This is a genomic window from Embleya sp. NPDC005971 (genome assembly GCF_040629175.1).
In the GTDB taxonomy this organism is placed as follows: domain Bacteria; phylum Actinomycetota; class Actinomycetes; order Streptomycetales; family Streptomycetaceae; genus Embleya.
This window is the reverse complement of record NZ_JBEXUX010000033.1, coordinates 1-22,685: the sequence shown is the minus strand read 5'-3', so window position 1 is coordinate 22,685 and position 22,685 is coordinate 1. Positions and strand designations below refer to the sequence as shown.

At 70.9% G+C, this 22,685-nt stretch carries 19 protein-coding genes and 1 pseudogene; 6 read left to right on the top strand and 14 right to left on the bottom strand.

The window, feature by feature from the left end; genetic code table 11:
* Positions 1 to 865: 865 nt before the first annotated feature.
* The 8 genes and pseudogenes from ABZ374_RS26710 to ABZ374_RS26675 all read right to left on the bottom strand — a co-directional run bounded on the left by ABZ374_RS26710 (position 866) and on the right by ABZ374_RS26675 (position 7,847).
* Complete coding sequence (locus tag ABZ374_RS26710) at positions 866 to 2,890, bottom strand: AAA family ATPase (RefSeq protein ID WP_360315322.1); 2,025 nt, start codon at positions 2,888 to 2,890, stop codon at positions 866 to 868.
* Between the two features lie 270 nt (positions 2,891 to 3,160).
* On the bottom strand, positions 3,161 to 3,460 hold the full coding sequence (locus ABZ374_RS26705; RefSeq protein WP_360315320.1) for a hypothetical protein: 300 nt from the start codon (positions 3,458 to 3,460) through the stop codon (positions 3,161 to 3,163).
* A gap of 104 nt (positions 3,461 to 3,564) precedes the next feature.
* On the bottom strand, positions 3,565 to 3,942 hold the full coding sequence (locus tag ABZ374_RS26700) for a GntR family transcriptional regulator (RefSeq protein ID WP_360315318.1): 378 nt from the start codon (positions 3,940 to 3,942) through the stop codon (positions 3,565 to 3,567).
* Between the two features lie 4 nt (positions 3,943 to 3,946).
* A complete protein-coding gene (locus tag ABZ374_RS26695) occupies positions 3,947 to 4,780 on the bottom strand; it encodes a hypothetical protein (RefSeq protein ID WP_360315316.1) in 834 nt (277 codons plus the stop codon).
* 39 nt (positions 4,781 to 4,819) lie between these two features.
* On the bottom strand, positions 4,820 to 5,194 hold the full coding sequence (locus tag ABZ374_RS26690) for a PfkB family carbohydrate kinase (protein WP_360315314.1): 375 nt from the start codon (positions 5,192 to 5,194) through the stop codon (positions 4,820 to 4,822).
* Positions 5,195 to 5,237: 43 nt separating this feature from the next.
* A complete protein-coding gene (locus ABZ374_RS26685) occupies positions 5,238 to 6,011 on the bottom strand; it encodes an ABC transporter permease subunit (RefSeq protein ID WP_360315452.1) in 774 nt (257 codons plus the stop codon).
* Positions 6,012 to 6,118: 107 nt separating this feature from the next.
* Positions 6,119 to 6,343, bottom strand: a pseudogene (locus ABZ374_RS26680) (ABC transporter permease subunit); the annotation flags it as partial.
* 1,174 nt (positions 6,344 to 7,517) lie between these two features.
* The gene (locus ABZ374_RS26675; protein ID WP_360315312.1) at positions 7,518 to 7,847 is read right to left on the bottom strand and encodes a hypothetical protein; all 330 of its coding nucleotides are present in this window, start codon (positions 7,845 to 7,847) and stop codon (positions 7,518 to 7,520) included.
* A 757-nt stretch (positions 7,848 to 8,604) separates the two neighbouring features.
* Between ABZ374_RS26675 and ABZ374_RS26670 the strand changes: the two genes are divergently transcribed.
* Complete coding sequence (locus ABZ374_RS26670; protein ID WP_360315310.1) at positions 8,605 to 10,323, top strand: hydrogenase maturation protein; 1,719 nt, start codon at positions 8,605 to 8,607, stop codon at positions 10,321 to 10,323.
* 534 nt (positions 10,324 to 10,857) lie between these two features.
* Here ABZ374_RS26670 and ABZ374_RS26665 read toward each other — a convergent pair.
* Both ABZ374_RS26665 and ABZ374_RS26660 read right to left on the bottom strand, forming a co-directional pair.
* Entirely contained in the window at positions 10,858 to 11,646 is a 789-nt protein-coding gene (locus ABZ374_RS26665; RefSeq protein ID WP_360315308.1) for a hypothetical protein, read from the bottom strand.
* An 884-nt stretch (positions 11,647 to 12,530) separates the two neighbouring features.
* Positions 12,531 to 13,454, bottom strand: coding sequence for a ScbA/BarX family gamma-butyrolactone biosynthesis protein (locus ABZ374_RS26660; RefSeq protein WP_360315306.1), 924 nt, complete (start codon positions 13,452 to 13,454; stop codon positions 12,531 to 12,533).
* A 181-nt stretch (positions 13,455 to 13,635) separates the two neighbouring features.
* Here ABZ374_RS26660 and ABZ374_RS26655 point away from each other — a divergent pair, with 181 nt between their 5' ends.
* The 3 genes from ABZ374_RS26655 (at position 13,636) to ABZ374_RS26645 (ending at position 15,869) form a co-directional block, all read left to right on the top strand.
* Positions 13,636 to 14,301 carry a ScbR family autoregulator-binding transcription factor gene (locus ABZ374_RS26655; protein ID WP_360315304.1) on the top strand — a complete coding sequence of 222 codons (666 nt, stop codon included), beginning with the start codon at positions 13,636 to 13,638 and terminating at the stop codon, positions 14,299 to 14,301.
* 258 nt (positions 14,302 to 14,559) lie between these two features.
* The gene (locus tag ABZ374_RS26650) at positions 14,560 to 14,796 is read left to right on the top strand and encodes a hypothetical protein (RefSeq protein ID WP_360315302.1); all 237 of its coding nucleotides are present in this window, start codon (positions 14,560 to 14,562) and stop codon (positions 14,794 to 14,796) included.
* A 326-nt stretch (positions 14,797 to 15,122) separates the two neighbouring features.
* Complete coding sequence (locus ABZ374_RS26645; protein WP_360315300.1) at positions 15,123 to 15,869, top strand: HAD family phosphatase; 747 nt, start codon at positions 15,123 to 15,125, stop codon at positions 15,867 to 15,869.
* 882 nt (positions 15,870 to 16,751) lie between these two features.
* Here ABZ374_RS26645 and ABZ374_RS26640 read toward each other — a convergent pair.
* Positions 16,752 to 17,654 carry a LysR family transcriptional regulator gene (locus tag ABZ374_RS26640; protein ID WP_360315298.1) on the bottom strand — a complete coding sequence of 301 codons (903 nt, stop codon included), beginning with the start codon at positions 17,652 to 17,654 and terminating at the stop codon, positions 16,752 to 16,754.
* A gap of 188 nt (positions 17,655 to 17,842) precedes the next feature.
* Here ABZ374_RS26640 and ABZ374_RS26635 point away from each other — a divergent pair, with 188 nt between their 5' ends.
* On the top strand, positions 17,843 to 18,136 hold the full coding sequence (locus tag ABZ374_RS26635) for a DUF1330 domain-containing protein (protein WP_360315296.1): 294 nt from the start codon (positions 17,843 to 17,845) through the stop codon (positions 18,134 to 18,136).
* Positions 18,137 to 18,341: 205 nt separating this feature from the next.
* Here the strand turns inward: ABZ374_RS26635 and ABZ374_RS26630 are convergent, their stop codons facing one another.
* From ABZ374_RS26630 to ABZ374_RS26620, 3 genes are all read right to left on the bottom strand, one after another.
* Positions 18,342 to 18,743 carry a hypothetical protein gene (locus ABZ374_RS26630; protein WP_360315294.1) on the bottom strand — a complete coding sequence of 134 codons (402 nt, stop codon included), beginning with the start codon at positions 18,741 to 18,743 and terminating at the stop codon, positions 18,342 to 18,344.
* 648 nt (positions 18,744 to 19,391) lie between these two features.
* A complete protein-coding gene (locus ABZ374_RS26625; protein WP_360315292.1) occupies positions 19,392 to 20,444 on the bottom strand; it encodes a hypothetical protein in 1,053 nt (350 codons plus the stop codon).
* A gap of 429 nt (positions 20,445 to 20,873) precedes the next feature.
* Positions 20,874 to 21,476, bottom strand: a complete 603-nt coding sequence (locus tag ABZ374_RS26620) for a S1 RNA-binding domain-containing protein (RefSeq protein ID WP_360315290.1) — start codon at positions 21,474 to 21,476, stop codon at positions 20,874 to 20,876.
* A gap of 714 nt (positions 21,477 to 22,190) precedes the next feature.
* On the opposite strand from ABZ374_RS26620, the gene ABZ374_RS26615 reads away from it, so the two are divergent.
* A partial coding sequence (locus tag ABZ374_RS26615; protein ID WP_360315288.1) for an HAD family hydrolase occupies positions 22,191 to 22,685 on the top strand: 495 nt, incomplete at its 3' end.

Below are 22,685 nucleotides of genomic sequence, written 5' to 3'. Positions count from 1 at the left end.
AACGCGAACCGGAATCGGGGACTCTCGCGAGCGCCTGCACGCTGTCCGCGAGACGTGGGGACAGTCGCGATGGCCGCCGATCGCGGAGGAGCCGGGGCCGTACGGATCCGCGGTGATCCGGTCCCTGCCCGCGTCGAAATGTTGCCGGACGTCGGGTGGCATGCCGTCGCGGACCCGGGCGGCCCCCGGTGCGTACGCACGGTGCAGGCGACCCACTGCCACTCCTGCCCGCGCCTGGACGAAGCCGCAGATGGGGCGATCGAATTGCTCGCCCCCTCGAACTCGTCGACGCTGTTGCCCGAGGCGACGCCACGGCCGACCAGGCCCGCGCCGCACCCGCCCGCTTCATGGACACGGGCCGGATGCACGGCCACATGTCCTGCATCGCGGTGATCCTTTGCACGGCGAGCAGGTGGTTCCGCTCGCCATACCACGCCTGTTGCCCGACAACGGCCCCGTCGGCGCTCGTATCGACGGTGACCGCGAGGCCGAAGTCGCGGACGGCGGGGCGGCCTTGCCCGTCCCACCAGCGCCAGGCCGCCTCCACGCCGACCGGACCTTCGGCCGACCGATCGTATTGGTCGACTGGCCGACCCGGTCGTCCTGCCGCCGTACTCTCCCGACCTCTACCCGGTCGAGGGCAGTTGGGCGCAGCTGAAGAACGGACCTCCGGCCGACCTCGGCGCCCGTACCCTCGACGAGCTCGTCACCGTTGCCCGCCGAGGCCTGCGGCGCATCCAGCATCGCCCCGCACTCGTCAACGGCTTCGTCGCGGCAACCTCCCTGACGCAATGAACGACGACCATCGGATCCGCAAAGGTCAGTAAGTCGTGACGCCCTCAAGGGCCGTCATGAGGCGTGGTGTTCACCCGGGGCGGACGGCGATCAAACAGAGCCTCTTGGTGGCACGTGTGAAAGCGACATACAGATCACGTTCGCCGCTGGGGCGGGCCTCGATAATCTCCTGTGGGCCGACAACAATGCTCATATCGAACTCCAGGCCGCGCGCCTCGGATGCGGGTACGAGCCGCGCCCACTCCGTGATGCCGGCCGACGCCAGCTCGTCGAGTCGAGCATCCGCGCAGATCACGGCCGGCAGGTCGCCCGGATTGGCGGCGGCTTGGGCCCGGAGCTCCCCGGCCACGGTCGCGGCGAGAGTGTGCGGAGATGCGGTGAGGCTGCGGGGAGGCTCGCCGTGGCGGATGGACCGGCTCGGCGTGCTACCGGGGGCGATCCGCGCGAGCAGGGCCCGGGTGGCGGCCAGGATCTCCTTGGTCGTGCGGTAGCTGACCGTCAGTGTGTGCACGGTGAACCGGGTGCCGAGATGCGGTCCCAGCGCCTGGGCCCAGCCGCTCGCTGTCGTCGCGGGGCCCGCTTGGGCAAAATCGCCCACCAGCGTCATCGACCTGGCCGGGCATCGGCGCAGCACCATCCGCCATTGCATGGCGGTCAGTTCCTGGGCCTCGTCGACGACGATGTGCCCGAACGTCCGGCCCGTCGGACCGTCCACCAGGTTCGCCGCCTCGTCCAGCAGCGCCACATCGGCATCGGTCCACGGAGCGTCGGCCGAGCGCAGCAGAGCGCGTTCGTCATCGGTGAGTGACGGCAGGTGTACGGCTGCGGTGAGGGCATCCGTGAGCAGGTCCCGAACCACCGTCTCGGGCGGCAGCCGTGGCCACAAGGACTCCACCACACCCTCGGTGTGGGCGTCGCCCATGAGGTTCGCGCGCAGCGCCTCCGCATCGAACAACTCGGCCGGATCGACGGTTGCCACGCCATCGAAGCCGAGAGCCCGCAGGTCGGCCTCGGCCGCGGCATCGAGGTCGAGGCTCGTGCCGTCGGTGATCTCGGCGTCGATGTGCGCGAGGGCCTCGGTGGCGGCACGCTCCAGCGTGCTTGTGACCGTGCCGATCAGGTGCTCCTTGAACACCTCCCGCGCACGGTTGTGCGCCAAGCCGCTCGCCACCGCAGACGCGCGGGCCGCCGCGACATCCCCGCTCGTCAAACGCACCCACTCCTGCCCCACACGTACGGCGGCCCGGGAGCCCGGAGGCGCCTGGCGGGAGCGCACCAGGTCCTTGAGCGCCTCAGCCATGACGGAGCTGCCCTTGAGCCGTGCAACATCGGACGGCTCCACAGCGGCGGGCACCACTCCGGCAAGCTCCCCGCACGTCGCCAGGACTACATCGTTCTCCCCGAGCGAGGGGAGTACACGCGAGACGTAGTCGAGGAACCGCGCGGTCGGCCCGAGCACCAGGACACCGCTTCTGGCGGCGCGCGGGAACGTATACAGCACGTACGCCGCCCGGTGTAGCGCCACGACGGTCTTGCCCGTGCCCGGTCCGCCCTCGACCACCGTCACCCCTCGATGAGGGGAACGAACAATCGCGTCCTGCTCCGCCTGCAACGTTGCCACTGCTGCACGCATCCGCCCCGTCCGCCGCGCCTCCAGCGCCTCCGTCAACGGGCCGTCGCCGACGATGTCGCCGGCTGTCGGCGCGGATCCGTCCAGCAACTCGTCACTCACCGCACGCACAACGCGTTCTTCCACCCGCAGGTGGCGGCGCCGCCGCAGCCCCATCGGATGGACCGTCGTCGCCGTATAGAAGGGCCGCGCCGCTTCCGCCCGCCAGTCGACGAGCAGCGGCAGCTCCCGGTCGTCCACGTGCAGGCCCAGCCGTCCGATGCGCAGGACGGTGCCGTCCGCGCCGTCGATCCGGCCGAACACCAGCCCCTCCTCGGCCCCTGCGAGCCGGTTGACATGCCCTGTCAGGCGCTCTGCGGCGACATCGCGCGCGTACATCCCTCCCACGCTGTCGGCCGACGACTTCAGCACGTCATGCAACCGGGCCCGCACGTCCGCCACTCGTTCGTCGAGCAGCCTGTACATAGCCGATACATGGGCCTGCTCCACCTCGACCTGCCATGCGGAACATTCATTCAACTGTGGCAAAGTCGTCCACCTCCTGGCTCGGCCCTCCACTATGCAAATAAGTCTCCATAAAAGTAAGGCTTGACTTACTTGTCGGCCTCGGCCGCCCAAGCCCCATCGAATTTCCCCGGCACACTCCGGCGCGTCCGACCGACTGGCGAATGTCGTGACGGCTCAGTGGTCGGGTGAATTCCTCGGACGTTTGGTTACTGCCGCGATCGGAGTGGACTATTGCGTCCTTCTCGATGTCGATGCGGAGTGCGAGTGGCTTACGCGATGACCTCGCCGCGCCCGGACCAAGTCACCTGCCTCGCTTGCCGGGAGCATGCCCGGCGGGAGCAGCTGCGCGTCGCGGCGTGGGTCGAGCGCTTGGGCGGCATGCCGGGATCGACCGTCGACCCCGTCCAGGCGAAACAAGCCGCAGACCGGCATCGCGAACTCGTAGGGAAGTTCGGTGAAGCAGAGGGCTGAGCCCACACGGATCTCCCGCAGTGTCACCTTGATCCGGTGCACGGTCGTCTCGCTCACGCCCGGCACCGTAGCGCCCGCATGGGTGGTGAACACGTTGACCGGCGCCGACGGGACCCGTCGGTGCCGGCGGTGGACGTCACCTCGTCGGCGGATCCGGCCGGTTACGGCGAGGATGGTGTCGTGGTGCCGTTGGTCAGCGCGGCTCGGACGATGCGGATGGCCTCGTCGGTGTCGATGCCGGCGCCGGCGATGACGGCGGCGTACTCGGCGGCGGCGCGGCGTGCCTGTTCGCGTCCCTTCTCGCCGGCCGCGGCCACGAACGAGCCGGCGGCTCGGCGGGTCTCGATCAGCCCTGCCTCCTCCAGCTCCCGGTAGGCCCGGCCGACGGTGTTGGCGGCCAGGCCGAGGTTGGCGGCCAGACGGCGGATGGTCGGCAGGCGGGTGCCCACGGCCAGTGTGTGGCTTCGGATCTGCCGGGCGAGCTGCGCACGGAGCTGCTCGAACGGCGGGACGGGCGAGGCCGAGTCGATGACGATCACCGGTTCACCGGCCGCTCGTGGCGTGCCGCGCCACCGTGCCGCTCGGTGCGGTCCGCGCCGTGATCAGGGCGAGCGTGCCGGCGCCCAGGACGACGAAGACGAGCCAGGCGGCGTTCCACCAGCCGAGCGCGGTGTCGAACACCGACGCGATCGGCAGGCACCACACCACGGTGGGCGCGGCGACCTCGCGGGCGTCCTCGACCCGCATGATGAGGTCGGCGGTCAGCGAGACCTCGTCGTCGGCCACGACCGGGTGCGTCAGGATATGGCGCAACTGCACGACCATGCCGACCGCGATCCCGCACAGGGCGATGAGCAGGACGAGCGCCGCGTAGCGCGCGGTGGAGTCCCGCATCGTCAGGGCGGCGATCGCCAGTGCCGTCGCGCCGGCGAACGTGGCGACCGCGAACGCGGCGCGCGGCCCGCCGAGAACGGTGCGCCAGCCGAGCCGGACCGGGTGGGCGGCCCGCCGCGGCAACGTCGCGCCGGCCCGCCGGTCGACCCGCCGTACCCACCGGTCCAGCAGCGACTGGGCCAGTACCAGCCCGGCCGCCGCCGCCGTCAGGGCGAGCAACGACCAGTGGCGGTAGGGCCAGGACCCGTCGGCCGCGGTGTCGTCGGGCCGGTGGGTGACGTGGATGAGGGCCGCGACGATGATGAACGCCGCCGGCAGGACGTGGGCGGCCAGACGGGTACTTCGCCGGACCGCCAGACGCATGGCCAGCAAGGGTGTCGGCCGGACGTCGGCCAGGCCGTGCCCGGCCAGCCACACGCCGGCCCGCTCGAGATCCGCCGGGCGCATCGACCGGGCACTGTTCGGAGTCGTTCCTTTCGGCATGACGCCTCCTTGTCTCACCTCTTGCCTCAACATGGTGCGTCAAGGCTTGCGACAAGTCAACGACGAGGCGGTCGGCGGCGGCTGCCTCACCCGCGCCGCGCGGTCGACGAACTCCGCGCCGCCGGGGCCGCGTTGGACGCCGCGATCGGCGACACGGACATCCTGCTCGACCTGCTCGACCTGCTCGACCTGCTCGGCTTCCTCGGCCTCCCGGGGCCACGAGCCGGCCGGGTCGGTGCCCACCCGGCCGAACATCGCGACCCGGCGGCCCAGTCGGGCGGCCGCGACCGCCCGGTTCACGCCCTTGCCGCCGGTCGGCCGCAGCAGGTTGCGGCCGGACACGGTCTCGCCCGGGCTCGGCAGCCGTGCCCTGTGGCGGGTGAGGCCGACGTCGAGGGAGCCGACCACCGCCATGTCCGGGGTGGTGGCCGGCCGGTGGTCCTCGGAGTTGTCGCGGTCATCGGGCTTCCTTGGGGCGCAACGCGAGGATCTCCAATGCGGTGACCGCGGCGTAGACGAGCAGCGACACCACGACCGCCGCGATGCCGTAGGCCCAGATGGCCCTGAAGTCGCCCATGTTGCGGCTGCGTTGCAACAGCGCGGCCAGACCGTCACCGGTGATGAGCCATTCGGCGACCGGTGCCCCACCGATCGCGCCGGGGGCGGCGATGCGCGCTGCGGCGAACAACCACGGCACGCTGTACCGGAGTTGGACGAGCGCGAGCACCTGGAGGCGGGAGCCGCCGTTGACGTGGATCAATTCCCGTGCCTGACCGGGCGCCGCGTCGAGGCCCAATGAGGCGTTGACGAAGGTGGGCAGGAAGGTGAGCAGGCCGACCACAACGGCGGCCGAGGTCTGGCCGCGGCCCAGCACCAGGGCGATGACGGGGACCATCGCGGCGATCGGGATGGCGGCGAGGACGATGAGGTACGGCGCGAGCAGCCGGTCGAGCGCGGGCGCAGCGCGACGGCGACGGCCAGGAGGACGGCTGCGGCGAAGCCGGCGGCGAGACCGACGAGGGCGTGTCCGGCCGTGGCCTCGAAGGCGTCGGCCAGGTCGGACCAGTGGGTGCCTACACCCGGGCCCTGGGCGAAAACGCGTCCCACGTCCGCCGGGGTCTTCGCGAAGTAGGGGTCGAGACCGAGTGCCCGCACGAACAGGTGCCGGCCGCCGAGCGCGACCGCGACGGTCGCCGCGACCGTGGAGGCGGCGACCGCGACCCGGAGCCACGAGCCGGCGACGGCGACCGGCGCCGGACCCACGGCCAGGTGCGCGCCGTCGCGGGCCCACGGGGTGGCGAGCCGCCCCGGAAGGCGCACACCGACGTAGCCGATCAGGGCGAGCGCGGCGGCGGTTGCGCCCAGTGCCCAGGTGCGCTCGACCTGCCGGGCGGACTGGGCCTGCACCATCGCCACGCCCAGGCCCGTGGTGCTTCCCATGTATTCGCCGAGCATGGTGCCCACGACCGCGGCGGGCGCGGCGATCGCAAGGCCGGCCACGAATGGTGGGTAGTGCGGAGGTGACGCGCACCGGGGCGCCGCGCCCGCAGCCCGAGCAACCATGGCCTCGACCCGACCCTCTCGTTCGGTCGCCAAGTCGCATTGCCACGACGGCTGTTCGTGGGGCGCGACCCGGAGTCCCGGAGTCCGGTACGGATACGCGCAGCGGCTTGGTCGGTCCCGTTTGCGAGCGTGTCGTCATGACAATCGCATCGCCTGACGAGCGTCCCGACGAGGCCGTCCTGGACTTCCTGCGCTCTGCGTTCGAGCCGGGTCGGCGGGAGCCGGCTCTCGGATACGAGGCCGTCTCGACGTGGGAAGCCGAGAACGGAGCCGTGCTTCCGGAGCCGTATCGGAGTCTGGTCGCGGAGATTTCCAACGGGTCCTCGGTCGGACCGCCGGAGGACGGTGGTCTGTTGCCCCTGGGATGGCTCACGCCGGGTTGGCCCCACTGGGGCGACCGGGATCCTGCCGCGCCGTTCCCGCTCCTGGAGACCTGGGCCTGGGAGGGCGAGCCCCTCGCGGCGGACCACGACGAGCGTGTCGCCGACGTCTACGGCCATGGCTCCGTCGTGTTGGGCGCCGACGATGAACTCTGCTACTGGTTGCTCGTCGTCAACGGGCCCACCGGGGCCGGGTCCGGCTGGTCGGCGAGACGGGCGCCTACCCGTATCCGGGCCGGAAGCCTTCGGCTTCTCGGAGTGGGTTCGACGCCGGCAAGTCGGCGACGGCTGGTGAGACCGACCGCAACAGGGAGCCCGACGCGCCGACATGCGGCAGCCTCCCGGACGGCCTGCCGGCAGCTCTGCGCCTCGTGGCCGGCACCCAGGATTCAGGAACTCGCGGTCGTCGCCCCCAACCTCACCCTCCCGGCTTCCGGGGGACGAGAAGTGCGCCGTGGACACACCCGTTTCCGTGATCCCACACGGCCCGGGCCGGGAACCGTGTCCCGCACCGGCGGACGACGTCGCGCGCTCACCGTCTCGACCGGGCCGGGGTGACCGCCGGGAGGACCACAACCGATGTCCGATCACCGGCCCAAGGTGTGCCGGTCGGGCGGTCGTCGACGTGCCGAACCCGCGTACACCGCAGGCGCGGGGCGATGCTCCGAACGGGGCAAGTCGGCGCGACACGTGATGTCGCCGGGCGGGACACGCCGGGCTCGAACACCGGGGGGCGCTATCGAGGAGGCATGACGACACCCGGTCCCGACACGCCGCCCACTTCGCGCGTCCCGTCACCACGTATAGCCGGGCGACGCCGGAGCTTCGACGAACTCGCGCTCTCGGGGCTTGCCTTCGAGTGTCCCGGGGACGGCGGGCCCACGCTCGACGTCGCCCATCGAAGGTGGGGGTGCATCCGAAATCTCTTGACCGCCGAGGAAATCACCCGCTTCCTCGCCCTCGTCACCGCCGTCTACCTGCCGGGGCAGGGCCGGCGGAACACCGATCGTTGTGTCGAAGGGAGCTCGCGGCGCGTCGTCGACGCCTTCACCGCGCACGTCGGGGAACGAACGGCGGTCACCGAGGCCGTGGACACCACCCACGTGGCCCAGTTCGCCGGTCACGACCGTGACCGGAGCGTCGGGTGCGGCGGGCACCGGGACGAGGACGCACGCCAGGAACGTGGTCCTGATCTCCCGGAAGGGCCCCTCCCGCCCAGGAGTGCGATGGTCCGGGGAGTGGTCGCCTTCGGGTTTGCCTCGGGCACCGACATCTTCGTCTCGATCGTCTTGTCCAGGACGCGGGGGAGCAGCCGGGTGCCCGAGGCGCTCTCGAAGACCTGCCGGGCACGGGGCGGGCGGTGACGGTGGTCGTCTGCGCCATGCATTCGTCCCTGCGGGCGTCGTCCAGGACGATCTCGCGCAGGTCGGCGGTCCGACTTCCCGGTGCGAAGGCGGGATCGAGGATGTCGGGCCTGTCCGCGGTGATCGACATGAACGCCGTGTACCGCTCGCATACCGCCGCCGGTCCGGGCGCGGCTGCGACGCGTGCGGCCCCGGAAGCGTCCCGGGCGACGTCCTCGGGCTTCGGGCGTCCCGTGGCACGATCCACGCGGCGGGTGGCCGGTCGGATGTCCGCTGCGGGCGTTGCGGTGGGACCGCAGCACAAGGTCGGCGGCGGCAGCCGCGCGGCCCACCTTCGCCCGGTGATGGCCGGCGGGTCGTCCGAGACCCTGGGGCCTTGCACGGAAGCACCCTTCCCGCAGGGACGCCCCCGGTCGGGTCGGCGGCACCTCGACCCGCCGACGTGCCCCGGGAGTCAGGCTGTCCGCAGGCGCGGGCAGGAAGTGCCGACCGCACCGGCATCGAAGGAGAGGTTCCCTTGCGCATCCTGCTGATCGCCGACGCGTTCAACAGTCTGACCCAGCGCCTGCACACGGTCCTGCGGGACCTGGGCCATACCGTCTGCGTGCAACTCGCGCTCGGCGAGCACGCACTGCGGGAGGGGGTGGACCGGACGAGCCCCGACCTGGTCCTCGCACCCATGTTGACCACCGCCGTGCCGGAGGACATCTGGTCCGCCCGGCCCGTCCTGATCGTGCACCCCGGACCGCTCGGCGACCGCGGCCCCTCGTCCCTCGACTGGGCGCTCCACGACGAAGCGCGGGAGTGGGGCGTCACCGTGCTCCAGGCGGCCGCCGAGATGGACGCCGGCGACGCATGGGCCTCCGTACCGTTCCGCATGCCGACCGGAGTGGCGAAGAGCGACCTGTACCGCGGCGAGGTCGCGGAGGCGGCGGTTCAGGCAGTGCTGCTTGCGGTGGAACGATTCGCCGACCCGGACCGGACTCCCGTGGCGCTCGATCCCTCCGCCCCGGACGCCCGAGGCCGGCTGCGCCCGTACCACGACCAGAGCCACCGCCGGATCGACTGGGCCGTCGACGACACCCGGACCGTGCTGCGCAAACTGCGTGCGGCGGACTCCCGCCCGGGAGTCCTGGACGAACTCCACGGCACCGCCTACTACCTGCATGGCGGTCACCCCGAGGACGAACTCCGCGATGGGACCCCGGGGCGGATCCTGGCCACCCGCGACGGGGCGATCTGCCGAGCCACCACCGACGGCGCGGTCTGGATCCCCGAACTGCGACGAAGCCGCGCGAAGGGCTCGCCACCGGCCTGGAAGCTCCCGGCGGCAGACGTCCTGGCAGCGCACCTGGCCGATGTCCCGGACGTGCCGGTGTCCCCCGAGCAGGCCGCGTACCGCGCCACGTACGCGCAGATCCGCTACACCGAGGAAGGACCGGTCGGCTTCCTGGAGTTCTCCTTCCCCGGCGGCGCCATGAGCACGAGCCAGTGCCGACGCCTGCTGGCCGCCTACCGCGCCGCTTGCACCCGACCCACCTCGGTGCTCGTGCTCGGCCCCGAGCGGGACATCTTCTCGAACGGCATCCACCTCGGCGTGATCGAAGCCGCCACCGACCCCGTGTCCGAGTCATGGTCCAACATCACCGCCATGAACGATCTGGTCGAGGCCGTCCTGACCACGACCGACCGGCTCACCGTCGCCGCCCTGCCCGGCAGCGCGGCGGCCGGCGGCCTGATGCTGGCTCTGGCCGCCGACGAGGTCTGGTGCCGCGAAGCGGCCGTCCTCAACCCGCACTATCGGCTGATGGGCCTGCACGGATCGGAGTACTGGACCTACACCCTGCCCCGCCGTGTCGGCGCCGAGACCGCCCACCGATTGACCACCGAGGCCCTCCCGCTGAGCGCGTCCCGGGCCGAGTCCCTGGGCCTGATCGAAGCCTCGGTCCGGGACACTCCGGCCGGGTTCCGCACCCGGGTGGCCCGTCACGCCGCCGAACTGGCCGCATCCGACTCGACAGCCGCCCGCCTGGGTCGCAAGAAGCAACGGCTCGAGGAGAACGAGGGCACCCGCCCGCTGGCGTCCTACCGCGCCGCCGAACTCGATGAAATGGCCCGCAACTTCCGTGGCGGCCCGGGCGAACGCTACCCGGAGCTGCGCCGGGCCTTCGTGCTCAAGACCCGACCGCTGCATACCCCCGACCACCTCACCCGGCTCTGCGCTCCACCGTGCTGACCCGCAGGCCCGCTTCCTGACCTCCGGCAGCCGTCGACGTGCTCCTCGGCGCTTTGGGGCGAGGCGTGCCGCCGAGCCCCGACGGGGACGTCTGCCGGGGCGGGGCCGTCGCTGCAAGGACGGCTGAGCGGTGGAACCGGCCTCGATCGCGGACCTGTTGATGTCGACGGGCCGTATGCCGGCGGCAGGGGAGCAGGCGTTCCGCGATGTCGACCGCCCATTTCCAGCCGGACCGGAACGCGGCCATCGATATGCGAGAGGGCGGCGCCGAGGGGCGTCGGTGTTGTACCGCGTGGTCGCGCCCGGCCGGTGCCCTGGGTGTGGTGTCGGGCAGGGTGGCGCAGCCGGGCGGGCGCGAATACCGTCGCGTCTGCACGGCGCCGTCCGCGACTTCGGCGGCGGTATCGCCCGCCGGATGGACGCCACGTCGTTGCCGGCGAGACCACCGATTGCGGCGTGCGGGAATCCGTCGTCCCCTCGCAAGCGTATCGGCCGGATTCCGCCTCCGGCGGGGCGTCCGGGCGCGGGGTCCCGTTACTTCGACGGCCGGCACCCCGTGAGTTCCTGCCACCGGTCACACGCTTCGCTCAGCCCGGCCAGGGCCTCCTTCCGACGGCTGTCGCGGCCTCGACCGGTCAGTACCTGCGACAGATGCCGACGGGCCTCCTCCAGAGCCGCGGTGTCCTGCCGGGCCTCGTCCAACTCTTCCTGTCTCCGTTCGAGCCACGCGGGCAGGTGGGACCGGAAATCGTTCTCGGCCGCCACGGCGTTCTGGATCGCCACCGCGAAGTCGCGCACCCGTTCCTCGTCGAAGAGCCGCACGTTCTCCGCCTCCTCCACCGAACCGGGTGCATGACGATGGGGGTACTTGGCCCGGTGCACCCTGCCATCGGGCCGCGTCAGGTAGACGGAATGGGTCAGTGCTCCGGACTCGAAGCGTGCCTGGAGGCCGGCGAGCGGAATCGTCCCCGCGCGGGACGAGACCACCGCGTGCTCGTACAAGACGAGTTCCCCGACTCGCTCCTTCCGGTGCACGCCCAGGCCCGGGTTGCGAAGATCCTCGACCGCGCGCTCCAGCGTGTCCAGCCGCCGGTCGTGCCGGGCGCTCTCCGCCTCGACCCGTTTCCGCGCGGCCGTCTCCAACCTGCCGAGCGCCTTCTCCACGCCACGCAACTCCCGCCGTGCCCGGGCCAGATCCTCCCGATCGCTCGCGTAACCCGCGCCGAAGGCGAAAGCCCACCCTCCGGGATACCTGCTCCGCCACCAGGTCACCAGAACCGCACCGCCGAGCAGCACGAACAGAACCGCGCGCACGCCTGCCACCCCACCCCTCCTCAGCCCTCGTCCGTCGCATCCGCTCTGTCATACCGTCCGGAATCCGACGACGTGAGCGAATCCGCCGAGAATGCAGCCGCACGAGAGCCCACCCCGATTCCCGGCCCACCGGACCGAGGCGGCGTGGCTCGGCGGCGGGAGGACACGGCCGAGCCCGTACGACGATCGGTGCGAGGTAGGCGTGGGCTGCAGAGTCACGACGGCGTCGGGGCGTCGGCGGTTCGAATGGATGCCGGTATCGCGCATCTCGCCTTCGCCGAGCCGGCGTTCGACGTCGGTGCCGGGGCGGTGCGGCCCGGGGTCGTTCCCGTCACCGCACGCCTGGCTGCGGTGACGGGCCGGGCGATGGGCAGGGCCCCGTCGGCCCTGCCTCGTCGCGGTGTTCGGCGGCGTGGTGAGTAACGACGGCCGCCTCGCCAACAAGGCTGCTTCGACGTCGAATGCGATGGCGTCGGGCTCGGCCCCGTGGGCTTGCTCGGTCGTATGCCCGGGCCTGCCGGCGGGGCCGGTACGGAGTCGGAGTCGGAGCCGGAGTCGGCGCATTGGCGCAGCTCGCGTTCGGCGAGCGCGCACGTGGCGAAGCCGGGCGAGAGATTGCCGGTGTCGGAGGGCGCGCCAGTGCGAGAGAGTGCCACCCGGCAGGTTCAGGGCACGCGCGTCGAGCTTTTTTAGCCCGTGGCCGACGGGCTTCCCGCAGAGCCGGGTGGCCGCCGCGTTTTCCATGTCGCGGACGTTAACGCAGGTGCGTTAATCATTCCGGGGCCCGGCGATTCCCGTGACGTACGGCCGCCGTGACCCTGTCTCGAAGCCGGGAATGGCGCCTCGGCACCCGTTCCCTGTGGCGAGGCGGTCACGCGGTGTCGGGCGGCGCCTCATCGGTAGCGCAGTGCGCCCGCGGCCGTGTGGCTCGCTCCCTGCCGGAAACGAAACGATGCCTGCCGACCGCGGTGCAGGAGGCACTCGACCCGGGCCGGCGGATCGAACTCGGTGAAGTGCGGGGTACGCAGTCGAAACGCGGTCGGCCGCAACAACTCGCCGTCGCTCAGGAACGCGATCGCCTGCCGGGCGGCCTCGACGAGCACCATTCCGGGCACGTGGTCGCCGGTGTGGTCGAAGAAGAACGGATGCAGGTGGTCGGCCGGATCCAGCTCCAGGGTCCCGCCGTCGCTGTGTGCGAGCAGCACGTCGCGGGGCAGGACCGCGTCCACCGCCTCCGGCGTCGGTCTACGGCGCGATCGAGGCGCTTGCGGCCTCGGGTACGCGCCGCGCAGAGCCGCGTACGTACCCGCGTCCAGAAATCGCGCATTGCCTCCCGCGCGAGCGAAGGTCGTGACGCCGGCCGAGAGGCGAATGCGCAGTCGCAGCCCCCTCAGTCCGTGCCCGTCGTGGGCGGGGCGCAGGTCGTCGACCTCCGCCAAACAGGTGATATCGGTGGCGCCGCTCTGCAAACGCGGCTCCATGGCGATGTCGACACCGTAGAAAAGGTCCTTGATCAGAAAGTGCGCTTCCAAGGGCACCGAGAAGAACTGCGACGGGATGAAGATCCCCAGTTGGCGAAGGGTTTCCACGATCATCAGCCGACTGTGTCCGCCGTCGCCGACCGGCCGGAACGTGGGATGCGAGCGAGGCCATTGGGCCGCCGTCAAAAAGGACGCCTCCGCGAGGCGCACCACATCGGTCAGCAACACCTCGGCCACCGAGGTCCGGTGTACCGACTCTCGTGCCACGGTGCGCGACCAGCTCAGCGGTCTCACCGAGAGACCCGAGGACGCCGCGCCGCCGCCAAAGGTAGTCATGAATACAAGCAGAACCCACAGGTCGGGAAGGTGCACGTCGTCTTCTCGCCGTGCATCGCGCGGCATCGAACGCGCCTGGAACAGCCGGCGATCGACGTGCTGTCGTGTGGCGTCGGGCATCCGCGGACACGAGCCGCGACAGCACCAGTTTCCACGCAGATATCCGAGCCGGAGGTGGCACGTGCAGGCACGGGCAGGAACGACTCGCCAATCCCTTCTGGAGACGGCGGCACGTCTGTTCCACGAGCGGGGCTTCGCCGGGACGAGCATCAGTGACATCGGCAACGCGTCCGGGCTCACCAGCGGCGCCATCTATTTCCACTTCTCCAACAAGGACGCCCTCGCCCGCGCGGTCGTCGAGGCGCACTTCGCCACTTGGCCGGAGCTGATCGAACGGCAAAGCCCGGCGGACGCGCCCGCGTTGGAGGGCCTGGTGCGGCTGAGCTTCGCGGTGGCCCGGGCCTATCGCGACGATCCGGTGGTCCGTGGCGGAGCGCGGCTGTGGGGAGAACGCTACGCCATCGACGCGATACTGCCGACTCCCTTCGTGGGCTGGATCGCCCACGCCCGCGCGCTGTTGGATCGGGCGCGGGAGGAGGGCGAGTTGGCGGAGCGCGTCGATCCGGCGGCGGCCGCCCGCTCGATCATCCACGCCTTCTTCGGTATGCACACCGTCTCCGACGCGCTCTCCGGCCGTGCCGACATCGAGGACGACCTGACCGATCTGTGGCGCCTGCTCCTGCCCGCCCTGCTTGCCGATCCGGGGCGCGCGGAGGAGGCCCTGGCCGGCGCGACGGGCGCCGCCGAGGGCGAAGCCGCACCGAGGATTCGCGTGGAGGCCGAATAGCCGGGGATCACGGGTTGTGGGGCCGGTGCCCGGTTCGGCCGGGCAACGTCCCTCCTTCGATGGCCGCCGGGACCTCTCCCGAGTAGTAGCCGGAGAGCCGGTTCGACGCGAGGAAACACGTGGAGGCCGCGATCTCTTCCGGGTGCGCGGCGCGGCCTGCGGGAGTCCGTTGTCCGAAGGAGGTGATCCCGTTCCCGGGGGTACGTCGCGGGAATCAGCGGGGTCCACACCGTTCCGGGGGCGACTCGGTCGACCGTGATGCCGCGCTCCCGGAAGGACTTCCATCAGACCCCGCTGGAGTCCGCGACCCGGTGCGACGCCCACATCCGACGTTTTCGGGTGGCGGTGGCACAGGACGCCGTCGACCACATCGACGCCGAACCGGCCCGAGCGGCCCTGTGCATGATGCGCCGCACCATGCACGCCGACGTCCGCCCGTGGCGCCGCCTCGACCTCGGCGCGTTGCCGGCATCGGCGTCGCACGGGGCGATGTGACGATGACCCGGTTCGGGGACGGGCCGGCTTTCGGTGACCCGGCCACCCGCGGGGCGATGGAACGCTCGGTGTCGCGCATGCTCGACGGCTCGCATCGGGGCCGGGGCCGGGGCCGGTAGGCCGCCGCCGACCCACGCCGACCCGCGACACGCTGACGCAATGTGGATATTTGAATACAAAGCGTATTCGACTTAGCGTAATGATCGTTATGTTTCGGGCCGGCGTCGTACGCGGGAGCCCCTTCGGAGGAACGTGCCCGCACCGCCGCCTCTGGACTTCGCGCGGGCGCCTTCGGGGCCCGCTCCTCTCGATCGGACGGCTCATCGATGACAGGCAACTCCCTTCTCTCCTGGACCCCGGCGGCCATCGTTTTCGACTGCGACGGAACCCTGATGGACAGCGAATGCCACTGGGTGGAGGCGCGCGAACTCGTCCTTCGCGGATACGGCGTCACGACTCCGAGCGACTTCGGCGAACGCACCAAAGGTTTGCATTTCACCGAATGCGGACGGGTCATGTCCGAAGTGGCGGGCCTGTCGGCCGACCGTGCCGACCAAGTGACGGAGCAACTCCTCGACCACTTCCGCAAGTTGGTCGCGGCCGATCCCGTGACGATTCCCGGAGCGACCGAATTCGTGGGCCTGGTCTCGCACTTCGCACCCCTTGCCGTGGCGAGCAACTGTCCCCGTGACGTGGTGGAGTCGGGGCTGTCCCACGCCGGACTGCTCCCGCGCTTCGTCGACATCCTGGTCCCGGACGGGGACCTTCGCCCCAAGCCCGACCCGGACCTCTACCTCGCGGCCACCCGAGCCTGCGGCGCCGCTCCCGCCGTGACCCTGGCGGTGGAGGACTCGTACTGCGGCATCCTCTCCGCGACGCGTGCGGGCCTGCGCGTCCTGGGTGTGGGTCCCGACCCTCGCGACGAGGAACTGGCGCTCGTCGACCTGTGGGTGCCCACGCTGGCCGACGCCGACCTCCTCCACTGGGCCACGACCCGCGAGAGCCTGCCGGAGTCGTACGTACCGGCGGCCGGCGGGGCAATCCGGGCAACCGCAGCCGCCGTGGCGCGGTGACCACGCGGCGGTAGCGCCGACGCGCCCGACGGCGCCGCCCGGCGCGGCAGGACCGACCGCTTCCCGGCGCGGCCACATCCCCGGGTCATGCTCGAGCTACCCCGCGTACAGCGCCGCGGGGTGGCCGACCATGAGCCACGCGCTCTGCAAGGCGGGCACGGCGAACAGACCGCGTGCGCGCGGCAGAAGCCTTCTCCGAGCCAGAGGATCTGGTCGAAGAGTTGGCCGCGTTCGGGAGACGGGCGGAGAGGTGCCGGGGCATCATGAGCCGTAAGCGGAACGCCCACTCCCGAGGGAGCGCTCACGCGGACGGCTTTCTCGGCCCGTCGACGTCAGGACTTACGTCGGCTGCCGGTAGACCGAACTTCGAGCACGTGCCGCGCACGAATCGCGTTGGCCCGGCACGGAATTGGCTCATGGCGATGGCGGACACGCCTCCGGTGGTCCATAGCCTCGCCATGGCTTTTTCGAGAGGCCGGAGCACTCTGTCCGATGGGACCCGCTGTGGCGGATGTCCTCTCGGTGGTTGCCGGCGTCCGCAGTGCTCTGAGCTCTGCAATTACCCCGGGGTTCCTCGTCCTGATCAATCATCCAGGGTGCCCGGCAGGGGTCAGGCAAGTCAGGCAAGTCAGGCAAGTACTCCGGAGCGAACTTGCCTGACTGATATCCAAGGGTCCGTTGGGCAAGTTCGTGGTCTTCGCCGCGGTGTACGACTCGGGGACCGGACCCGTGGCCATCATCGGATGCCGACCCGCCGGCGTAGCGAGGTCGTTGTCGGACATTCGGCAAGACCGCAGTCGTCGTCATCACCGCGAAGTCCGCCGGGCGCAGGGTCTTCGGCCTCGCCACCGCAGGCGTCCGTCTCGCTTTGTTTCTTGCGCGTCAGTCCGGCAGCCAGTGCAGCTCGTGCGCCAGGGTTTTGGCGACGTCACGGATGCGGCGGTGTAGTGGCGACTGCTCGCGTGGGAGGACCAGGTGGATCGTCAGGCCGGGCGCGCCCCGCAGCGGTCGCCAGGTGAGATCGGCCGGTTGTGCCGTGGCCGCGGCTTCGCCGGCCGGGGCGAGGGTGACCCCGTCGCACAGGTCGCGCTGAGACATGTCGAACGAGACTGCGGGCGTGTGGAATCGGGGGTGCGGTCGGGCGTCCCGGAACAGTGCGGACAGCTGATCGTGGATCACGGGGTTGGCCGTACGGTCCGGGAGTCGCAGCGGATACGCGGCCGCTTCGGCGATCTCGATCTCCGGGTGTTCGGCCAACGGATGGTGCTGCGCCAGCTGGACCCCCACGCGCTCACGCCGCAGCAGGAACCGGCGCACACCACGGCCCGGCTGTTCGCCGCGGGTGATCCCGGCATCGATGCGGCCGTCGGCGACCGCGGGGGAGATCTCCGGTGTCGCCATCGGGACCGCGCCGACCTCGAGTCCGCTGTTGCCGCGAATGAGCCTGTCCACCAGGGCCGGTGCCGTCTCGGCCCCGGTGCTGAGGCTGTATCCGATGCGCAGCGTGCCCAGTTCACCGGCCGCCGCGCTCCGGGCGGTGTCCCACGCCCGGTCCAGTGCCGCCAGCGCGGGCGGCGCGGACTCCGCCAAAGCCGCACCGGCCGTGGTCAATACGACGCTACGCGTGTTGCGGACCAGCAGGGCCGTACCGAGTTCCGCCTCCAATCGGCGCATCCGGGCGCTGAGTGCGGGCTGTGCGATTCCGATCCGTGCGGCCGCGCGGGTGAAGTTCAACTCCTGGGCCAGCACCAGGAAGTAGCGCAGGCTCACCGTATCCGGCGCCATGTGCCCTCCCTGCCGATTGATAACGATCCGTTCTGAGTCTATACCGCACCGGTCTTTCCCTCGATGGCACATCGAGCCCTAACCTGCGCATATGACGATCCAACCGACCGCAGTACCGGTCGGCGGGATCGATCGATCCGAGTGTCGATTCGAAGTCGGACGCGTCCGGCCGAACACAGGAGGTTTCCATGGCCAAGGGCTACTGGGTCAGTGTCTACCCCGCCATTTCCGACCCTGAGGCGCTGACCGCCTACGACAGGCTGGCCGGTCCGGCTGTCCGGGCCGGGGGCGGGCGCACCCTGTCCCTCGGCAGTCGAGTCGTCGCCCACGAGGCCGGAATCACGCAACGCGTCGTCCTGATCGAGTTCGACAGCTTCGAACAGGCCGTCGCGGCATACGAGAGCGAGGCATACCAGAAGGCCCTGGTGGCCCTCCCCGACGGCGTCGAGCGCGACTTCCGCATCATCGACAGCATCGACTGACCGGCGGGCCCGGCCGTCGCGGAGCATCCGTCACCCGATAGGCACACGGTGTCGAACGACGACTCACGAGACGACGTCGAAGCGATGCCCCGCGTCTCGGTTCGTCGTCGACGGCCTCGACGCTCTCGACGTCCTCGACGGCTGACGATGAGGACGGGGCAGCGAACACATGTTTCTCTGAACTTGCGCCGGTGAGTTGATCGAGTCAGGAGCGCACGTGTTCGCGGCTGCGTTCGTGGTAGCCGCGCAAGTCGAAGAAGCGCAGGCCGTCGATCACCGCTCCAGACAGGATTTCCGGCAGGGTCCATGGGTGGGTGGTGTAGTCGTCCGTTGCCACGCCTCCATGCTCAAGCAGCAGAGCGATCATTTGGTGAATCTCTGCGGTGCCTTCAATCCGCCCGGGGATGTCGATCTGCACCGCCCAAGTGGGGTGATACCCGATGACCGCTTCGAGGATCGCCACATCCTCGGGGTCCCAATCGGAGAAGAGGTAGCCGGTCTGCTCATCGTCGATGTCGATGTAGAGGTTGCCGTTCAGAGTCCACGGATTGCGCTGCTCGGGCAGATGCCGATCGAGCGAGGCGACGGTCTCAGCTCGCCGTCGCACGTCCCGTGCCTTGCAGTAAAGGTTTCGACGGGGGATTGAAGACGGCGGACCCGAGACGGCCGGAGCGTCAACGAGCCGGTGGCCACGAACCCGGCCGCCCGCTCGTTCACTCGACCCGGCGTCAACCCATCCGGCCGCGGCCGGCCCCGTCCGAGTCGTCGCCTCCGGTCAACCTGTGGCAGACGTTCCGGGCCGCCTCCGACCGGGGCATGAAGGCGATCTTCGCCGCCCTGTCCCAGGGTTGGACGACGTGGCAAGTTCACCTGGTTCGTCGCGGGTGTGGGCGCCGTCGTCCCACTGGGTCACGAGCGGGATGTCGTCCTCGAGGGCGGCGAGCCAGGCGTCCGGGTCGCGGTCTACGGCTCGTTCGTGAACGCCGTTGCGGAAGGGCCAGATGCGGTCGGGGACGAAGTCGGCGCGCCGGACCGTGGCGAAGGCGTTCTCCCAGCCGGGTGGCATAGCTCCGGTGTGGGCGAGGCGTTCGGCGATGGAGAATCACCCTCCCGCACAGGGTCCGCAGCTCGGGCGTTCGCCAGGATCTCAACTTCGACAGGGCGCGAAGGTCTGATCCGATGCCTTTGGGGCGGCGGCCCTGTGACGGCGGCTCACGGTCGGCGGGCCCGGCTCGGCCCGGGGGTGCCGGTCTCGTCAGAAGGGTGGGTCGTCGGCGCACCCCTTGCGGGTCTCCGGGTCCGGCCACGGATCGGGGAGGACGGGCGGAGGGCAGGCGTTCGGGTCGAGCATCCTCCGCAAGATGTGGGCCGGGCCGTCGTCGGTGTGGTCCATCATCCTCACCCAGGGCACCAGGGCCATCAGGCGGGCGTGTTCGTGCGTGACACTCTCGTCCAGGACGGCGCGCAGTTCGTCGGGGACCGGGTCGTCGACCAGGCACAGCCAGCCCAGCGCGGCGCTCACCACGACCTCGGCCGGGCGGGTGGGGTCCGACCACAGGGCGCGTGTCCACGCGGCGGCGTCCTCGTGCCGGTGTTCCCGGGCCAGTTGCGCGATCGCCAGGACCAGGCCCGCCCGCACCCGGGGCACCTTCTCGACGCACAGGCGCGCGCGCAGGGCGGCGGAGATCTCCCCGGCCCGGCTCGTCGACGCGGCCAGGGCGTACCCGGCGGCCTCGCGCACCTCAAGGTCCGGGTCGTCCAGGAGCGCGATCACCACGTGCGCGTCCGCGGCGATCGCGTCCCGCGCCGCGCGGACCGTCCAGTTCTGCGGATAGCCCTTCATGTCGACGCTCACGTCGTCGTCGGCGTCCGCGACCCGCAGCAGACCCTCGCGTATCCAGTGGCCCCAGTACTCGCGGCGCGCCACCGTCGCGGCCAGCCAAAGGACGTGGTCGCGGTGGTGTGTGGACCGGTCCGCGGCGATGCGCAGCAGGAACGGCACGGCGAGCGGCGCCACCGAACACCGCGTGCCCTGATGACAGATCGAGCCCCACAACGAGGACAACGCCTCCTCCGCCGTGCGGGCGTCGGCGGAACGCAGCCGCTCCAGAAGTTCGGGGACGTCCGCGCCGGGGCCGTACGCGTGCGAGAAGCGGCCCCACGGCACCCGGTCGTACACGAAGCCGTCCCCGACCTCGAGCGGCATCGACGCGACCACCACCCGCACGTCCCCGACGGTCCCCTCGTACGTCTCGGGCCAATCCGCCCGCATGAGATCCGCCTGGAACGCCTCGTCGTCGAACTCCATGACACCCCCGGGGCCACACCACGCCAGCACCGCGCCGCCCGAGCCCCCCGCGACACGAGCGTCCGGACCCGGGCCGGGCCGGCGAACGCGGAGCCTAACCGGCACCACCGACATCGCACACCACGACCGAGGCGGTCGAGCCGACGGGAGCCACGACCACGAAGGAGCAGGCCGCGGGGGCCGGTTCGGCACGCGCACCGCCGGTCGACGACGAAGGCGGCGGTCATCGTGTGGGCCGCGCCTCGGGCGCGCGGTCATGCGCGTACCCCGGGCATGAGCCTCGTGCGTTTCCTGTCGCCGTGCGAGGGGCGACCCGACCCCGGGCCGAGCCTCGCGGGTGCGTGACGTCGCCCGGCGGCTGCTTCGGGCGGTGACGCGATCGGCGCCGTGTGTCCGTCCGGGCGCCATCGCGCACCCCGACCGGGAGGGTCAGTGCGCCACCTCGACGATGCGGAGTCGGACCCGCCGTCGGCGCAGATTGATGCCGCAGACCCCGACCGTCACGACGTCGCCCACGGCGCAGCCGCGGTCATCCGCCGCCAACCGTGCCAAGCCCGGTTCGTCGGCAGGCACCAGCCCATGGACCCCGGCCTCCAGACGGACTACCACCCCGGGCGGAATGATCCCGTCCACGATCCCCGAGATCTCCTCGCCGAGTCGGGACCGAGCGAAGGCGACGAGGGGATCCGGCTCCAAATCCTTCAACGACAACGACACCCGTTCGCGATCCGAATCGATGTCGAGCACCACGACGGTCACCGACTGCCCAACGTGGGCGACCTCGGAGAAATGATCGAAGTGCGCCCACGTCAGGTTCGCGGCGCTCACCATTCCGTCGAGCCCGCCGATGTCCACGAAGACCCCGAAGTCCCGGACCGAGGACACGATTCCGTGCCGGACCTCACCCGGCTCCAACGCCGTCAACACCGTTCGCCGTCGATTTTCGCGTTGCTCCGTCAAGGTGCACCCTCCCCGTACACAGCGTTCGCCCGCTTCCGCTCGCGGACGAACCCGCCCGGGAAACGGTCTCATCCCCTGGGGAACCGACCGATCGTTCGCCCTGCTCCGGCCGGGTACACGGCTCTCGTGAACGGCTCGTCGCAGGCGGCGAGGCGGGCGGATCCATCCGGACGGATCCCGGATGTACCCATCAGGGCCTCGTGGTTGGTGCGGTGCTCCGTAGCCCGAGGTGGGGTCCGTGCGGGTGTGGAGCGGGGCGGCAGGGGTGAGTTCGATGGGCCGGCCCCCTGGCGAAGGTCAGACCGCACCCCAACCGGTCACCCTCCAACAACGATCCGGCCCACCGCCCAGCCGGTGAACAGCGTCTTGACCTCCGGCTCGGTCGGCGGAATCCGCTGATCCGCAAAGCCGCGTCCTTGGACTCCCGCAGCCGGTTCGTCTCGTCGATCGGGCACTCGACGACCCGCCCGGTCATCCGCTGGATCTCGACCTTGTGCCGCAGCTCCAGGAACAGGCAGTACGGGGTCAGCGCCTGAGCGCGAGCCGGGCGGGTGCCGCTCGGCGAACCCCGCAGCACCTTCCCGAACCATCCGTCGGCGTCGGCCGGCTCCATATCCCTCGGCGGCCGACCCAACCAGGCCCGCATCCGGTCCAGGTGCCCGACGTCCTCGCGGATGGTGCCGTCCGCGAGCCCTGCCGAGGCTCGCGCGAGTACGAACCCGGCGAGCCCGCGCCTAAGGGCTGTCCCGCAACGCCAGCTTGATGGGCTGATGGCATGATCTCGGCGTGATCAGCGAACTTACGCAGCGGGGTTCCGCGAAGTGTGTCCTCTTTGATGTCGACGGGACGTTGATCGACGCGGTGGCCAACCAGCGCCAAGTCTGGGAGGCATGGGCGGCGCGTTACGGACTCGACCCTGTCGCGGTCTACCAAGTGGCGCTGCGAACGCGGCCATTGGAGACCTTCGCGGCGGTAGCCCCGGAGCACGACGCGCGGGAGTGCCTGGCCGCGTTGCACGAGCTTGAGGATGAGGACGTCAGGTCCGGTGTCTATGCCGCTTTCGACGGTGCGTCCGAGTTGCTGCCCCGCTTGCCCTCGGGCTGCTGGGCGCTGGTGACTTCGAACTACGAGCACCGGGTGCGCGGGCGGTTTGCCCGGACCGGGCTACCGGTTCCGGGCGTGCTCGTGGATGCCGCCGCAGTCGCGGAAGGCAAGCCGTCACCGGTTCCCTACCTGCTTGCCGCCGAACGACTTGGCGCCAAGCCGGAGGACTGCCTGGTC

Bases quoted from the DNA above. Each gene is read 5' to 3' on its own strand.
- ABZ374_RS26640 (WP_360315298.1), bottom strand. From the start codon at position 17,654: ATGGCGCCGGATACGGTGAGCCTGCGCTACTTCCTGGTGCTGGCCCAG.
- ABZ374_RS26625 (WP_360315292.1), bottom strand. From the start codon at position 20,444: ATGGAGTTCGACGACGAGGCGTTCCAGGCGGATCTCATGCGGGCGGAT.
- ABZ374_RS26650 (WP_360315302.1), top strand. From the start codon at position 14,560: ATGCCGCGCTCCCGGAAGGACTTCCATCAGACCCCGCTGGAGTCCGCG.
- ABZ374_RS26690 (WP_360315314.1), bottom strand. From the start codon at position 5,194: ATGGCGGTGGTCGGCTCCCTCGACGTCGGCCTCACCCGCCACAGGGCA.
- ABZ374_RS26635 (WP_360315296.1), top strand. From the start codon at position 17,843: ATGGCCAAGGGCTACTGGGTCAGTGTCTACCCCGCCATTTCCGACCCT.
- ABZ374_RS26660 (WP_360315306.1), bottom strand. From the start codon at position 13,454: ATGACTACCTTTGGCGGCGGCGCGGCGTCCTCGGGTCTCTCGGTGAGA.
- ABZ374_RS26645 (WP_360315300.1), top strand. From the start codon at position 15,123: ATGACAGGCAACTCCCTTCTCTCCTGGACCCCGGCGGCCATCGTTTTC.
- ABZ374_RS26710 (WP_360315322.1), bottom strand. From the start codon at position 2,890: ATGTACAGGCTGCTCGACGAACGAGTGGCGGACGTGCGGGCCCGGTTG.
- ABZ374_RS26620 (WP_360315290.1), bottom strand. From the start codon at position 21,476: ATGAGACCGTTTCCCGGGCGGGTTCGTCCGCGAGCGGAAGCGGGCGAA.
- ABZ374_RS26695 (WP_360315316.1), bottom strand. From the start codon at position 4,780: ATGCCGAAAGGAACGACTCCGAACAGTGCCCGGTCGATGCGCCCGGCG.